This is a genomic window from Acinetobacter sp. ANC 4204 (assembly GCF_002135205.1).
Classification (GTDB): Bacteria; Pseudomonadota; Gammaproteobacteria; order Pseudomonadales; family Moraxellaceae; genus Acinetobacter.
Genome location: NZ_NEFZ01000002.1, coordinates 739,180 through 752,709, shown reverse-complemented (window position 1 = coordinate 752,709; position 13,530 = coordinate 739,180). Strand labels below are relative to the sequence as shown.

General features: G+C 39.8%; 19 protein-coding genes and 1 rRNA gene. 5 read left to right on the top strand and 15 right to left on the bottom strand.

Annotated elements, in window-relative coordinates; all coding sequences use genetic code 11:
- Nucleotides 1-95: 95 nt before the first annotated feature.
- Nucleotides 96-210 (top strand): 5S ribosomal RNA (rrf, locus tag B9T36_RS07480).
- 131 nt (nucleotides 211-341) lie between these two features.
- On the opposite strand, the gene B9T36_RS07475 is transcribed toward rrf, so the two are convergent.
- From B9T36_RS07475 to B9T36_RS07445, 7 genes are all read right to left on the bottom strand, one after another.
- The gene (locus B9T36_RS07475) at nucleotides 342-749 is read right to left on the bottom strand and encodes a roadblock/LC7 domain-containing protein (protein ID WP_086208869.1); all 408 of its coding nucleotides are present in this window, start codon (nucleotides 747-749) and stop codon (nucleotides 342-344) included.
- Nucleotides 750-767: 18 nt separating this feature from the next.
- Nucleotides 768-1,316, bottom strand: a complete 549-nt coding sequence (locus B9T36_RS07470; protein WP_086208868.1) for a GTP-binding protein — start codon at nucleotides 1,314-1,316, stop codon at nucleotides 768-770.
- A gap of 9 nt (nucleotides 1,317-1,325) precedes the next feature.
- Entirely contained in the window at nucleotides 1,326-2,297 is a 972-nt protein-coding gene (locus B9T36_RS07465) for a hypothetical protein (RefSeq protein ID WP_086208867.1), read from the bottom strand.
- An 82-nt stretch (nucleotides 2,298-2,379) separates the two neighbouring features.
- A complete protein-coding gene (locus B9T36_RS07460) occupies nucleotides 2,380-2,739 on the bottom strand; it encodes a hypothetical protein (RefSeq protein ID WP_086208866.1) in 360 nt (119 codons plus the stop codon).
- 404 nt (nucleotides 2,740-3,143) lie between these two features.
- Nucleotides 3,144-3,803, bottom strand: a complete 660-nt coding sequence (locus tag B9T36_RS07455; protein WP_086208865.1) for a hypothetical protein — start codon at nucleotides 3,801-3,803, stop codon at nucleotides 3,144-3,146.
- A 17-nt stretch (nucleotides 3,804-3,820) separates the two neighbouring features.
- Nucleotides 3,821-4,252, bottom strand: coding sequence for a ClpXP protease specificity-enhancing factor (locus B9T36_RS07450; protein ID WP_086208864.1), 432 nt, complete (start codon nucleotides 4,250-4,252; stop codon nucleotides 3,821-3,823).
- An 8-nt stretch (nucleotides 4,253-4,260) separates the two neighbouring features.
- Complete coding sequence (locus B9T36_RS07445; protein ID WP_086208863.1) at nucleotides 4,261-4,914, bottom strand: glutathione S-transferase N-terminal domain-containing protein; 654 nt, start codon at nucleotides 4,912-4,914, stop codon at nucleotides 4,261-4,263.
- A 123-nt stretch (nucleotides 4,915-5,037) separates the two neighbouring features.
- On the opposite strand from B9T36_RS07445, the gene B9T36_RS07440 reads away from it, so the two are divergent.
- Nucleotides 5,038-5,367: a hypothetical protein gene (locus B9T36_RS07440; protein WP_086208862.1), complete on the top strand. Its 330-nt coding sequence runs from the start codon at nucleotides 5,038-5,040 to the stop codon at nucleotides 5,365-5,367.
- A gap of 125 nt (nucleotides 5,368-5,492) precedes the next feature.
- On the opposite strand, the gene rpsI is transcribed toward B9T36_RS07440, so the two are convergent.
- Nucleotides 5,493-5,879 (bottom strand): 30S ribosomal protein S9, encoded by a 387-nt coding sequence (gene rpsI / locus B9T36_RS07435; RefSeq protein ID WP_086208861.1) that lies wholly within the window; start codon nucleotides 5,877-5,879, stop codon nucleotides 5,493-5,495.
- 12 nt (nucleotides 5,880-5,891) lie between these two features.
- Entirely contained in the window at nucleotides 5,892-6,320 is a 429-nt protein-coding gene (rplM, locus tag B9T36_RS07430; RefSeq protein WP_004695096.1) for a 50S ribosomal protein L13, read from the bottom strand.
- 539 nt (nucleotides 6,321-6,859) lie between these two features.
- Between rplM and pdxA the strand changes: the two genes are divergently transcribed.
- From pdxA to B9T36_RS07415, 3 genes are read left to right on the top strand one after another with little or no spacing between them, the layout of a single operon-like run.
- Nucleotides 6,860-7,828 carry a 4-hydroxythreonine-4-phosphate dehydrogenase PdxA gene (gene pdxA / locus B9T36_RS07425; protein WP_086208860.1) on the top strand — a complete coding sequence of 323 codons (969 nt, stop codon included), beginning with the start codon at nucleotides 6,860-6,862 and terminating at the stop codon, nucleotides 7,826-7,828.
- A 32-nt stretch (nucleotides 7,829-7,860) separates the two neighbouring features.
- The gene (gene rsmA, locus B9T36_RS07420) at nucleotides 7,861-8,673 is read left to right on the top strand and encodes a 16S rRNA (adenine(1518)-N(6)/adenine(1519)-N(6))-dimethyltransferase RsmA (RefSeq protein ID WP_086208859.1); all 813 of its coding nucleotides are present in this window, start codon (nucleotides 7,861-7,863) and stop codon (nucleotides 8,671-8,673) included.
- Between the two features lies 1 nt (nucleotide 8,674).
- Nucleotides 8,675-9,523, top strand: a complete 849-nt coding sequence (locus tag B9T36_RS07415) for a symmetrical bis(5'-nucleosyl)-tetraphosphatase (protein ID WP_086208858.1) — start codon at nucleotides 8,675-8,677, stop codon at nucleotides 9,521-9,523.
- A 43-nt stretch (nucleotides 9,524-9,566) separates the two neighbouring features.
- Here B9T36_RS07415 and B9T36_RS07410 read toward each other — a convergent pair whose 3' ends face one another.
- From B9T36_RS07410 to B9T36_RS19325, 6 genes are all read right to left on the bottom strand, one after another.
- Entirely contained in the window at nucleotides 9,567-10,016 is a 450-nt protein-coding gene (locus tag B9T36_RS07410) for a DUF2147 domain-containing protein (RefSeq protein ID WP_086208857.1), read from the bottom strand.
- Between the two features lie 280 nt (nucleotides 10,017-10,296).
- Nucleotides 10,297-10,740 carry a DUF2147 domain-containing protein gene (locus tag B9T36_RS07405; RefSeq protein WP_086208856.1) on the bottom strand — a complete coding sequence of 148 codons (444 nt, stop codon included), beginning with the start codon at nucleotides 10,738-10,740 and terminating at the stop codon, nucleotides 10,297-10,299.
- 87 nt (nucleotides 10,741-10,827) lie between these two features.
- Nucleotides 10,828-11,502, bottom strand: coding sequence for an LrgB family protein (locus B9T36_RS07400; protein ID WP_086208855.1), 675 nt, complete (start codon nucleotides 11,500-11,502; stop codon nucleotides 10,828-10,830).
- Nucleotides 11,503-11,512: 10 nt separating this feature from the next.
- Nucleotides 11,513-11,884 (bottom strand): hypothetical protein, encoded by a 372-nt coding sequence (locus B9T36_RS07395; RefSeq protein ID WP_086208854.1) that lies wholly within the window; start codon nucleotides 11,882-11,884, stop codon nucleotides 11,513-11,515.
- Nucleotides 11,885-11,927: 43 nt separating this feature from the next.
- Nucleotides 11,928-13,259, bottom strand: a complete 1,332-nt coding sequence (gene hflX / locus B9T36_RS07390; RefSeq protein ID WP_086208853.1) for a ribosome rescue GTPase HflX — start codon at nucleotides 13,257-13,259, stop codon at nucleotides 11,928-11,930.
- Between the two features lie 77 nt (nucleotides 13,260-13,336).
- On the bottom strand, nucleotides 13,337-13,465 hold the full coding sequence (locus tag B9T36_RS19325) for a hypothetical protein (protein ID WP_265733398.1): 129 nt from the start codon (nucleotides 13,463-13,465) through the stop codon (nucleotides 13,337-13,339).
- Nucleotides 13,466-13,530: the final 65 nt, after the last annotated feature.

Sequence of the window (13,530 nt, the reverse complement as noted above, 5' to 3'; positions counted from 1 at the left end):
CAAATATACCTGTTAATGCATTCTATTTGGAACGAAGTAAGGCATAGACTGTAAGTACAGTTGAAATAAGACCCGAACAAGTCCATAACAGTTGTGCTGGCGACAATAGCAAGAGTGAACCACCTGATCCCTTCCCGAACTCAGAAGTGAAACCTCTTAGCGCTGATGGTAGTGTGGCGTTTGCCATGTGAGAGTAAGTCATCGCCAGCTCATTATTCAAAAGCCCCCTAACGATTAAGTTAGGGGGCTTTTTTTATTATGCAGTTAGTGAAATAGTGAATTTATTGTCATTGATTAATGCTGATGTCTTATCAGTATCTGGTTTTTGGTTGATTTTTAAGTCAATATTGCATAATGCGATTACCAGAATTTTTTAAGGTATAGAGAAGTTGGCCAAGTAAGACATCTTTTTCGGTTAAAGTCACGATAATCATAGGATGCTTTGAAGAGGGAATAGAGGTTAAGATGGCTTTACCATTATCTGCATCTAATGTAATTGATTGGCAGCCTTCAAGGTGAATTTCATGCATAAATGCAGCAACCATAGCCAAAATTGAACTGCTGACAGCCGCAAGTTTAGTCGTGTTATAACCATCTTTTTTATAAACGTGTGCTAATTCAAAACCATCAGTGCTACAGAGCATAACGTAATTGACACCGCGAACATTCATGAGAATATCTTGAATTACATTTTTTGAAAATTCAATTAACTCTTCGGGTGCAGTACGGTTTTGTGTCAATGTGAACATATAAAACCTCACGGAGGGTTAATTTGTAATATTTGAGTTAGTTTCGATCGAAGTAATTAAAGCTTCTAATAATAGCAGTACATCATCTTTGTTTCGTGCATCAATAAAGAAAAGAGGAGAAAAGAGCTCATTTTCAAGTAGCCATTCCTTATAAATATTTGTAGATTTACCTGATTCAGAATGAAGATCGGTATGGGTAATTCCAATGGCGATATTATCCGTAAAATTCTGAAAGGTTTCTAAATAGTTCTCTAATTCTTCGATAGGACCATCCGAATGGTGGTCAATAAGAATAACCGCACCGATTGCTCCTTTGGTAATAGCGGACCAAACAAAATCAAAACGGCTTTGCCCAGGTGTGCCATACAGGCCAATAGTGAGGTTTTCTTCGAGTGTAATTTCACCATAATCAATTCCAACAGTAGTTTCTAGTTTGCTATGGCGTTGTACATCAGTATTAAAAGCTTCCGTTTGCAGTACAGGAATCTCTGAAAGTGAGCGAATGGCCTCTGTCTTTCCTGCACCCATACCACCTGCAAAAACGATTTTAAAGCGTTGTAAAATCATACACTTTTCCTATATGCCTAATTTTTTTCTTAGCTTTCCAAAAAAACTTTTAATGAAACTTGATTCTTCTGAAACTTGTGGTGTTTCTGGGGGATTGTAGTGCTTATCCCAGATATTGATTCTCGAGAGGTTGTTTGTTGCAATATTTGTTGCAATAAAGCGTTGTACTGTGTCTATAGGTAAATCAAGTTGTATTGAAATTTTGGAAATCTTTCCACCTTGTATAAAACAACTTGAAAGTTGGAAAATGTATTTTCTATCCAAGTTCTGGCTAGGTTTAGGCCACATATGAATTTTAAAATGACCATCCTCAGGTGCGATTTCTTTTAAAAATAATGGAGAATTCCAAAAAAACTGCCATAGCCAATCACTCAGTATATGTGGTTGCTTCCGTGAGACTTTCATGAAGTTGCTGGTGCTGGCAATATCATAGTCAAAGCCTAATTCGGTGAAATCTTGTTCTCTAGTCGTATTGAGCCATGCAATATTGTTCTGTACATCAATAATTGCAATAGTGCCTAATGTGTCAAAGAGATGGAGTTTTGAGTTTCGTTCTTGATCTAGCATTTTACTGAAATATTCTAATTTATAAGGGCTTTTTTTATATTGTGTGTCAGCTTCAGTAAGTGCGTGTGATTGAGTTTCAATCGGTGTATTGAGTAGATGTTGTAGAATCCAATTAGATAAGCTTTCATGGTGAATAATGGGTAAAGAAAGCGTATTTTCATGAATCAGGTTTTGCCCTTGTTGGCGTTTGGTAATTTTCAGCCAAGGGAATTTTTGGCTTTGTATGATTTTTTGTATGCTGTCTGTGTCATAAAAATTTTCATGTATGAATAAGCAATCAATGCTTGGGTCGGCAGCAGAACTCCAGTTAATTTTATACTCTTGAGGAATGAGATTACGTAGCTGTGTTTTAAGCTCTTCTGAATGATTCGAACTTAGGCCAGTAATCGCAATATTAATATATTGCTTATTCATAGTATGTCTTTAATTTAAAAGGTTGAAGAGGGCAATACAAACAACCCCTTTCCCATAATGATGAAAAAGGGGGTAATTCAAATTAAGAAAAATCTAAGCCTTTTTCATATCCTTTAAGTTCATGACGTGCCATTGCAAGGTTGGCTTTAGAGCGTTCAAGTACAAGATATAAGAAAATCTTGTCATTGCCTTCTAATGGACGGATTAGGTGATATTGTTTGCCTAAAGTGATAAGAATGTCTTCAATCGTATCATTTAAATTTAAGGCTTGTGCAACACGACGTTTCGAGCGAACGACTTCGGTATTGCCTGCTGCTGCGAGTTCTAAATCAATGCTTCCACCGCCTTGAGTCGCGAGAGCTAAACCACTTTCTCCGTCAACCAATGCTGCTGCATAGAAACCATCAATATTTGCTAATGCTTCTAATGAGACTCTAGCCATAGTTTTTCTCTTCAATTATATGAGTTTTAGAAAATCCTTTTAACCTGTTGTTTCACAAGTCGATTTCATTATATGGACGGCGTGAAAAAATTATCAATAGAAATAAATTGAGCTACAAATATGGAAAAGGAATTGGCGATCAAATCCGAGCTTTTTAGTCAGTTTTTACTGGTTTTTTTGTGATTTTATTGACATTTCAATTAAAATATTTTGATTGAATTTGCAATTGAATAGAAAATTGCTTAATTTATTTACAAGTGTAAGGAAATGTAAATTTTAAAAATAGCCATATAATGTTGAGGACAAGATCTATTTTTCTGATTAATTTAAGAAGATTGAATAAATATTTCTAATTTAAAAACAGAGAGATGCGTTGAATTAGAGCATCTCTCATCTTTAATCATTTAGATGAACATTTGTGAGGCTGCGCAGTAGAGTCCCCATAGAATAATAACAGCAACCACTGGTTCAAGGATTTTAGCCCACACTGGTGTTGTGTTTACTTCAGTTGCTTGGCTATGTGTGTGGTCTTGGTGGTCAGTTGTGTGTTGATTTACCATTTGATTAAACTCCTTCATCGTCTCTTCTAATGATAGCTCTTCTTCAGGCATTGGTTTAGAGCCAATCAGTTCTGTTAGGTCATTTGTTGTCCAAATCCAGTCGTCTGCTTGACCTGAAAGGTGTTCAACTTGACCCACGAGAAGTTCATGAATACCTCGTTCACCAAAATTACCTGTTTCATCAAGTTGTTTTAGTTCAGCAAACTGAAGGCTTAGCATTTCCGTTAGACTATGTTCTAAGTCTGCTTTGGCTAGCTGAGATACATTGTGAGGTGAGGTGGTAAGATGTCGAGCAAGTTCCTGAATATACAGGTGATCTTGAGTTTGAATTTCGTGGTAAAGTTTCGCGCCATCTTTACGGATAAGCGTGATAAGTTTTCCTAGTGCGAGTGTATTGGCTTCTGCTAGATACTGATTTCGTTCTTCGTGAGGAAATTTATTCAGAAGCTCAGGCTTTTGAATTTTAATCTGTTCTGAAAAATATTGTACTAAATCAAAAGCCATATACTTACTCCATTTTATTAATCTAATAGTCTGAGACTTGGTTTTTTCTTAGATGCTTCAGGTTTTTCTTCATGCTCTGATTTTAAAGCATTTTGCTCATTTTGGGTATGACCCTCATATTCAGATGGGTCGAAGAATAAACCTTGTCCATTTTCACGGGCATAAATGCCAATCACAGCATTAAGGGGGACATAAATATCACGAGATACCCCACCAAAACGTGCAGAGAAGGTAATCGCATCGTTGCTCATATGTAGCGCATGCACGGCATGCGGGACGATGTTTAAGACAATCTGCCCATCTTGAATAAATTGTTCAGGAACGAGAGTATTGGGCTGGGTTGCATCGACCAATAAATGTGGTGTCAGCTGATTATCACAAATCCATTCATATATGGCGCGAGCTAAATATGGACGAGTCGGCGTAAGGTTTAATTCTTGATCAGACATAATATTCTCTACGGCTGTTTAAATTCAGATTGATAATGGTTTTTCTCCTGCAAAGTTAAAGACTTTAAAAATGCAGGGCGGCTAAAAATACGTTGGCAATATAAATAAATTGGGCGACATTGCTGTTTGGGTAAATGCACACCCATACTGTTTAAGCGCAGAAAGATGGGCGCGAGCATGCAATCTAAAATGCTAAAGCTTTCCGACATAAAATAGGGGAAATGCTGAAACAATGGTGTTAGGGAAATGAGTGTATCTTTCAGTTTTTTTTGTGCTTTCAGTTTTGCTTGTGCATCGAGTGTATCTGGATGGCGTAGCATCATATCGGCAAGCTTTAACCAATCTTGTTCAAAGCGCCAAATATACTGACGCTGTTCCGCACGAGGCATAGGCGCGTCGGCATAGAGCTTGTTTTGACGATAACGATCGTCTAAATACTCGGAAATGATATTGGCATTAAATAGTTTTAAATCATTTTCAATCAACATCGGCAGCTGATTATAAGGGTTTAAGCTGGCGAGATCTTCATCATCTGCATCACTTAAAACCAGATGGTATTTGATTTGCTTCTCTGCAAGTACATAACGAATCCAGTGGGAGCGAAAATCATCTGCATGGCTATACAGCGTAATTCCTTGAAGCGGAGTAGTTTCGACAGACATATTTCAAGAAACTAGGTGAAGTGAATCGGTTAGAATACTAAAAATAGCCAATAAAATCATCTTAACTTTAATATGCTTATACAATCGAATAACTTGGAAAAAATTAAAGATAAGGATAAAACTATGCAACTAATGCTCAGAATCACTCAATTGATCGCAGTGATTGTATTAATGACTTCTATCTCAAATAGTTATGCTCAAAATCAAGATATAGCCGAATCAGTAGATGTAGTGCCGCAGACTGCTGAATATGCCGCTTGTATTACTGATGAAGCCTGTGATGTCGCTACCTCTGTATCTGAGGATGAGATGTATGGCGGTATTCAGCAAGAATATACGGTAAAAGGCTGTAAGGTCACTGTTTATAATGATGGAGCTGTGAAAATGGTCGATGAGCAAACGGATGAGCCGTGTAATGCACCACTTCCTAAAGATCATCAATTTTTAAAATAAGCTGAAATATGTAACTAGAGGGATATCATACGAATAAAGCAGAATGCATGGACTTTAAAGTTGAAAATGACACATAAAAAAAGCCTTGGATAAACCAAGGCTTTTTGTCCGATTCGGTAAACGAATTAACGTTTAGAGAATTGAGGACGTTTACGAGCTTTACGTAAACCAAGTTTCTTACGTTCAACTTCACGAGCATCACGAGTAACGAAACCAGCTTGACGAAGAGCAGGTTTAAGTGTTTCGTCAGAAGCGATCAACGCACGAGTAATACCGTGACGGATAGCGCCAGCTTGACCACCGATACCACCACCAGCAACAGTGATGTAAAGGTCATACTTTTCAGTAGCTTCAAGAAGCTCTAAAGGTTGACGAACAACCATACGAGCAGTTTCACGACCGAAGTATTGCTCAAGAGTACGGTTGTTAATTACGAGTTTGCCTGTACCAGCTGACAAGAAAACACGTGCAGTTGCGGTCTTACGGCGACCTGTACCATAATTAGTAGCCATGTGCTGTATCCCTTAGATGTCCAAAACTTGTGGCTGTTGAGCAGCGTGTGGATGCTCAGTACCTGCATACACTTTCATTTTCTTGATCATTGCATAACCAAGAGGACCTTTTGGTAACATACCTTTAACAGCTTTTTCTAAAACTGCTTCTGGTTTGTGAGCGATTAACTTTTCAAAGTTAGTCTCACGGATACCACCAGGGAAGCCAGTGTGGCGATAGTATTTTTTATCAAGTGCTTTTTTACCAGTCACTTGAATTTCTTCAGCATTGATTACAACGATATAATCGCCAGTGTCAACGTGAGGAGTATAAGAAGTCTTGTGCTTACCACGTAGACGACGAGCGATTTCAGTCGCAAGGCGACCTAAAGTTTTGCCAGAAGCATCAACAACGTACCAGTCGTGTTGAACTTCAGCAGGCTTAGCGCTGAGAGTTTTCATTAAACCACTACCTATTATAGTTGGTTTGGACTATGGAATCTGTCCAAACAAAAGGAGACGCGATTCTAAACGAAGTTGTTCGGAATCACAAATGAAAATATGAAATTTCAAGTGCCGTATTTTACGATATTCCGCACTATAAAGGAAGAGATTAAAGTTTATTCTTTTATTTAAATCATGAGGAAATTGGAGTGAATCGAAAATAAAAGCGGAGAGTTGGCGCTATTATCAAATTTGAAACATATTTTTATAATCTAAGATATGATATTGCTTATGAATTTTATAAAAGTGACAGTTGGAAATTTGTCCAAGAGTGGGTGAGTTTTCTTTATAAAGTACCAAATTTCCCTGCTTCAATTTTGAAATCGCTCGATTAAACAAGTTTCACTGTTTCATTTTCTACAGAAGGTCTTCTAGCTCAAGAGCCATATCGACATGCTTAAAATATGTCAGCCGATAGATAGGTCTTGAGTTCATCGTTACATGATGTGCTTTGATATACGTTGTATAATATTGCATGCCTTCTATTTGAGTTAGCTATGCTTCCTTTATATGTCACCAGTGGCGAACCTGCTGGAATTGGTCCAGATATTTGTTTGAGCCTTGCAGGGCGGGTAGATGAACGCCCCATTGTTGTTTTGGCGGATCTGAACTTGTTAGCTAAGCGCGCAGAGAAATTGGGAATCGACATAGAACTCATTGAATATGTAGGGCAAAAGACGTCATCGGCTCCGAGACAGCTCTATGTTGAACATGTGCCCTTGAACCAAGCTGTGGTATTAGGTGAATTAAACCCAAGCAATGCATCCTATGTCTTAGAACAGTTACGACGTTCGGCCGATTATGCCATGTCAGGGAAAAGTGTAGGTGTTGCAACTGCACCTGTACAAAAGTCAGTCATCAATGATGCTGGCATTCACTTTAGTGGACATACCGAATACTACCAAGAGTTTGCTGGGGTGGAACGTGTGGTGATGATGCTTGCAACCAAGACGTTGCGTGTCGCGCTAGCGACTACACATTTACCTTTGAGAGCTGTGCCTGATGCAATTACCAAAGAGCGCCTGCATCAAGTGATTGATATTTTAATTCAAGATTTAAAAAGCAAATTCAAAAAAGAGCATCCGCATATTTTAGTGTGTGGCTTAAACCCACACGCAGGAGAGGATGGCTATTTGGGGATGGAGGAAATTGAGGTGATTAATCCCGTGCTAGAAAGCTACCGTGCTCAAGGCATGAATATGAGCCTGAGTTTGCCTGCCGACACTTTATTTACCCCTGAAAACTTAAAAGATGCCGATGCTGTTTTGGCGATGTATCACGATCAGGGCTTACCTGTGTTAAAATCGCAAGGGTTTGGTGAAGCCATTAATATTACTTTGGGCTTGCCGTTTATTCGTACCTCAGTTGATCATGGCACAGCTCTCTCCCTCGCAGGCACAGGCCTTGCGAAAAGCTCAAGCTTACAGGTCGCTGTTGATTTAGCGTTAGAATTAGCTCGTCACTAATGTTCAGTGATTAACTCACGTTGGAAAATTTTATGTATCAAATTAATGCCTTAAACCCTAAAGATGAAGGGCACCATACGCGTAAGCGTTTTGGGCAAAACTTCTTACATGACCAACGTGTGATTGCCAAGATTGTACGTTCAGTTGCACCCCGTTCAGGTGATAACATTGTGGAAATTGGCCCGGGTTTGGCAGCCTTAACTTCTCCATTGATTGGCGAATGTGACGCACTCACGGTGGTCGAATTAGACCGTGATTTGGCGGCAGGTTTACCGGGCCGTGTGCCACATCCTGAACGTTTAACCATTATTGAAACGGATGCACTGAAGTACGACTTCACTAATCTATTTGAAGATGGTCGCCCTTTACGGGTTGTGGGTAATTTGCCGTATAACATCTCGACGCCACTTTTGTTTCACCTCTTGGAGTTTGGTGACAAAGTTAAAGACATGCACTTTATGCTACAAAAAGAAGTGGTGGATCGTATTACGGCTGCTCCAAATAGCAAAGAGTATGGTCGTTTGTCGGTGATGATTCAGTATTTCTGTAAACCTACGTTCTTGTTTGAAGTACCGCCGGGTTCATTTAACCCACCACCTAAAGTGACTTCTGCGGTGTTCCGTTTAGAGCCGTATGCAGTTAAGCCGATTGTGGCAAAAAATGAAAAAGCTTTGGCACGGTTGGTATCGCATGTCTTTACCCAGCGCCGTAAAACTTTGCGTAATAGCTTAAAAGGTATGTTGGTTGAAGATGGCTTTGAACAAGCAGGTGTTGATCCGATGGCGCGCCCAGAGACTTTAACACTGGCTCAATTTGTGGCATTAGCAGATCAAATGGTGGCTTAAGGTGGCAGGTGCAGAGATTCGATACAATTATGTCATTGGTGATGTGCAGGGTTGTTTTGAAGCACTGAAAGCCTTGCTAAAGACCATTCAGTTTGATCCTGACCAAGATTTTATTTGGTTTGCAGGGGATTTGGTTGCCCGTGGTGAAAACTCATTGGGTGCTTTACGCTTTATTAAAAAATTAGTAGAGCGTAATGCTGCTGCAACAGTTTTAGGCAATCATGATTTAACTTTGCTGGCGGCTGCACGGGGCATTAAAACAATCAAAGATAAAGATAACATTCGTGATGTGATTGATGCGATTGATAGTGATGATTTGATTGATTGGTTGCGGAAACAACCCTTGTGTGTGTTTCCAAATGCAACGACAGTTCTGACGCATGCAGGCATTCCAACTAACTGGACAGCAGAACAGGCAGCTGCTTTGGCGGCAGAAGTTGAGGCGGTCATTGCAGCGGATGATTTTGATGTTGTCGATGCCTTTTTAAAAGACATGTATGGCAAAGAACCTACCTTATGGTCGGATAAATTCACGGGCAACGCGCGTTTACGCTGTATCGTGAATTATTTGACCCGTATGCGTTTAACCGATAGTGCTGGGCGTTTGGAATTTAGTTTTAAAGACTCGCTCAGCGACCCAATGCCTGAAGGGTTCAAACCATGGTTTGAATTCGCTTCGCAAGCAGCGCAAACCCATAAAGTTGTGTTTGGTCACTGGGCCGCTTTACAAGGCAAAACTATTTCGGACTCGATTCAAAACGTAGATGGCGGTTGTGTCTGGGGGCATCAATTAATGGCTTATCGTTTAGAAGATGAGAGCTTATTTGCCGTTGATAATCCAGTTCAATAGCCCATGCATTAAAAAAGCCACGAAGTTCGTGGCTTTTTTATTCTTAGTCGATTCTTAACCAGGTTTGGTTACGACCTAAGGCAGAAACACCAATGTATGCACGTAGGGAAAGTCGCTTTCCTGTGGCATTCAGCTTCATTTTGGCATCATAGAGTTTGCCTGATAATGGATCAATCACACGACCTTTTTCATAGTTGTTGGTGCCGTCCACGTGCTTCAAATCTTTAATAATATCCATGCCTAAAATGGGTTTGTTGGTATAAGGCGATGGGCAATTTACACAAAATTCTTTAGGTGTATATCCAGGACGTGGCGTAATTTTAACAATTTTTCCAGTATAGGTGTTATTGGACTCTTTACGAATTTCAATAATGGCTTTCGGCGAGCCTGACTTATCATCAATTTGTTGCCATGTCCCTGTTAAGTCCTGTGCAAATGCTCCCCCGCAAAGCATGGACAATGTTAATCCCGCGATAAAAAACTTACTTTTCATATAAGGTTCTCTATAATTTCACAAAAATATCCAAGACACAGAAAAATAAGCAGTTAGCATAAGGCAAACTGCTTATGGTCGTTGGATATAGAATAGGCATATGCCTTTTAAAAAAATGGAAAAATCATACAGACTTAGCTGAAACCTTATTATTCATTGAATTTAAAATGATCAGTCTAAGTTTTGAAAATGTATAATTTACTCATCGTTTAGCTGTTAAATCTCAACATGGTATGATTTTACAGATGATAGCCACACGTTAGCGAGCATTAAGTCGCAATTATTCACGGATCCATGTTTGGCTACGACCCAGTGCAGATATGCCCACATATCCTCGAAGTGTTAAACGTTTACCATTCGAGCTAAGTTTTGCTTTGCAACTGTAAATATTTCCTGACAACGGGTCGATAATTTTTCCACCTGTATAATTGGTATCACCATTGTGTTTGAGCCCTTTCATGACATCCATGCCTAAAATGGGTTTATTGGTATATGGTGCTGGGCAATTGATACAATGTTCTTTGGGGGTATAGCCTGGACGAGGGGTCACTTTAACAACTTTAGCGGTATAGGTCCCGTTTGATTCTTGACGGATTTCTAGGATGGCTTTCGATGATCCAGTTTTGTCATCAATGTTTTTCCACGTACCGCTAATATCTTCAGCAAAAGCTGCACTGCCAATGACAGATGTAGCGAGTGCGATTGCAAGTGTCAATTTGCTCATGAACAAAATCCTTTTATCATTTAATAAACGACAAACTCATCATAAGTTGATTTTTTAAACAATACAATTGTTTATGTGAGGAACATATCACATTTTTTGCAAGTATAGAATAAACAACGGTAACCATATTGCTGTAAATACCGCATTGACAGCCATTCCAAAGGCAGCATAGCGCCCTGCAATACTGCCTCGTTGCCATGCTTGGGCTGTTCCAATAGCATGTGCGGCAAGACCGAGTGCTAACCCTGAAGCGCGTTCATCATTGATATGTTTTAAAATTAGTGGAGAGAATGCGGCACCGATGACTCCAGATAAAATCACAATTAAAATCGCGAGACTGATGGGTGCATGGAGGAGTGTTGCGATATTAATCGCAATTGGAGTGGTGACAGCACGTGTGGCAAAAGCCATGATGGTCGGATCAGATAAATGCAGTAAATAAGCCAAACCCATAGGCAATCCGACCGCACTAATACTTGCAAAAACTAAGATGCCAACTACTGCTTTGAGAGGAAGGTCGTCATAACGCATGGACGCTAAAGGAATAGCCAGTGCAACAGTGACATAACCGAGCAAATGATTAAAAACAGGATTCACCTGCGCCATATATTGCTCATAAGGAATGTTGAGGAGGAAGAGAAGTGCAATCACAAAACACATGCCAATCACAATAATTGGAATCTGTGGCAACTTTTTATTGATTGGTTTTGCCAGTAAATAAGCAACTAAAGTCAGGAAAAAACCGAAAATGATGGGAATCATGAGCATTCTCCTAAAGCCATTTCTTAGACATTTTGGCATAAACCCAAAGTGGGATAAGTGTGCTGACAAACAGCACCACCAAAAACATTGGGATTTCGTGACCTAAATGGGTCATCATCAGCAAGGAACCTGCACTAATGGGCAGAAAGGCGAAAGCACTTTCTTTCATGATTTTATTGTTGGTATCGACCAAACGTGCTGGAATTTTTTTGAATTTCCGCCAACCTAACAGCACGATCAATAAACTAATCAGTCCAAGTAAATTGCCCATTTCGGGGTGCCCAAAGTACCCCGTGACCCATACAGCAGATTCTCGAAAGAGAACGATGAGGGCAACCGTGCCGATCCATGCGGTCCAATCAACCGTTTTTATCCATTCCATTTTGTTCTGTCATTAACATTTTACTTATCACGTTTTAACCGATTTAGTTTTTGATTTCAAATTCTTCGAGTTCACGATGAAATTGTTTTGCTTTCAAACCTAAAATTTCATCAATTGGTAAATGTGCTTGTTTAATCAGTTGTTCCAGTTTATGTGGTGCAATGTACACTTGTAGGTGAAGATTTCCTTCATCATCATAATTTTCAGATTGAATCACATTTAGGGCGTACAGTTGATTACGCAATTTGCCATAGGCTGGCTTGAGCAGAACGTCAAAGTTTTGAATTTGTCCCATTAAGCATTCTTGTACTGCTTGGCGCAGTAGATTGAGTCCTTCGCCCGTATGTGCTGACACATAAACACGCTCAGGGACATTGGGTTCAGCATAGATAATTTTGGCTTGTTCAGCACTTTGGTCAATTTTGTTATAAACACGAAGGATAGGAATATCGGCTCCAATTTCTTTGAGCACTTTTTCAACGGCTTCAATTTGTTCCATCAAATCTGGACTGTTGGAGTCAATTACATGCAGCAGTAGGCTGGCTTCTAAGGTTTCCTCTAGTGTCGCTTTAAAAGATTCGACCAAGGCATGCGCAAGGTTACGTACAAAGCCTACAGTGTCGGCTAAGACCAAAGGGCCAATACCATCCCAGTCTAAACGTCTTAGAGTGGGGTCTAAGGTTGCAAATAGCTGATCTGCGGCATAAACATCAGATTTGGCGAGGGTGTTAAATAGAGTCGATTTTCCAGCATTGGTATAACCGACTAAAGAAACGGTTGGAATAGCAGCTTTTTGGCGTGCTGCACGACCTTGGATTCGCGTTTGTCGTACTTTCTCTAATTTATCTTTAAGTTGTCCTACACGAACACGAAGTAAACGACGGTCAGTTTCGAGTTGAGTTTCACCTGGTCCACGAAGCCCAATCCCACCTTTTTGGCTATCGAGACTAATCCCTGTACCGACTAGTCGAGAAGACAAGTGATCGAGTTGAGCCAATTCGACTTGAAGTTTACCTTCATGAGTACGTGCGCGCTGTGCAAAGATATCTAAAATAAGGCGGGTACGGTCAATGACGCGACATTTGATAATGCGGCTCAGGTTGCGTTCCTGACTGGGGGTTAGTGCATGGTCAATAATCACCAAACTTGCTTCTAGCTCTTCCACACGTGCTGCTACTTCTTCAGCTTTGCCTGAACCAATAAAATATTTAGGGTCAGGTTTGAATCTTTGAGCGTGAATATGCTCTAGAATTTCTGCACCTGCCGACTTGGCAAGTAAGCGAAACTCTTCTGCATCAAGATCTTCCAGAATGTGGATGGCAACACTGACTAAAATCGTTTTTTCGCCACCTTGTTTCTGTTCAAAATATTCCACTCAATATAATCTCGCACCTAGAAAGCTCTAGTGTAGATGAATTTACTCAGCTTGAGCGAAATAGTTATAGCGTGGCTTTACATGGTGCGAAAGAGCTGTACCAAAAGAACCAAACTTCCAAAGTATAAGATGCTTAACCCAAGAATAAATTTAAATGCTTGAACGGGATTTAAGGGTGCAGCAGGAGGATTCATTTGATCATTCATGGGAGAACCTTGTTTTGATATTTCGATTGAATTATTGTAATTAATTTATTTAAACGATTAAAATT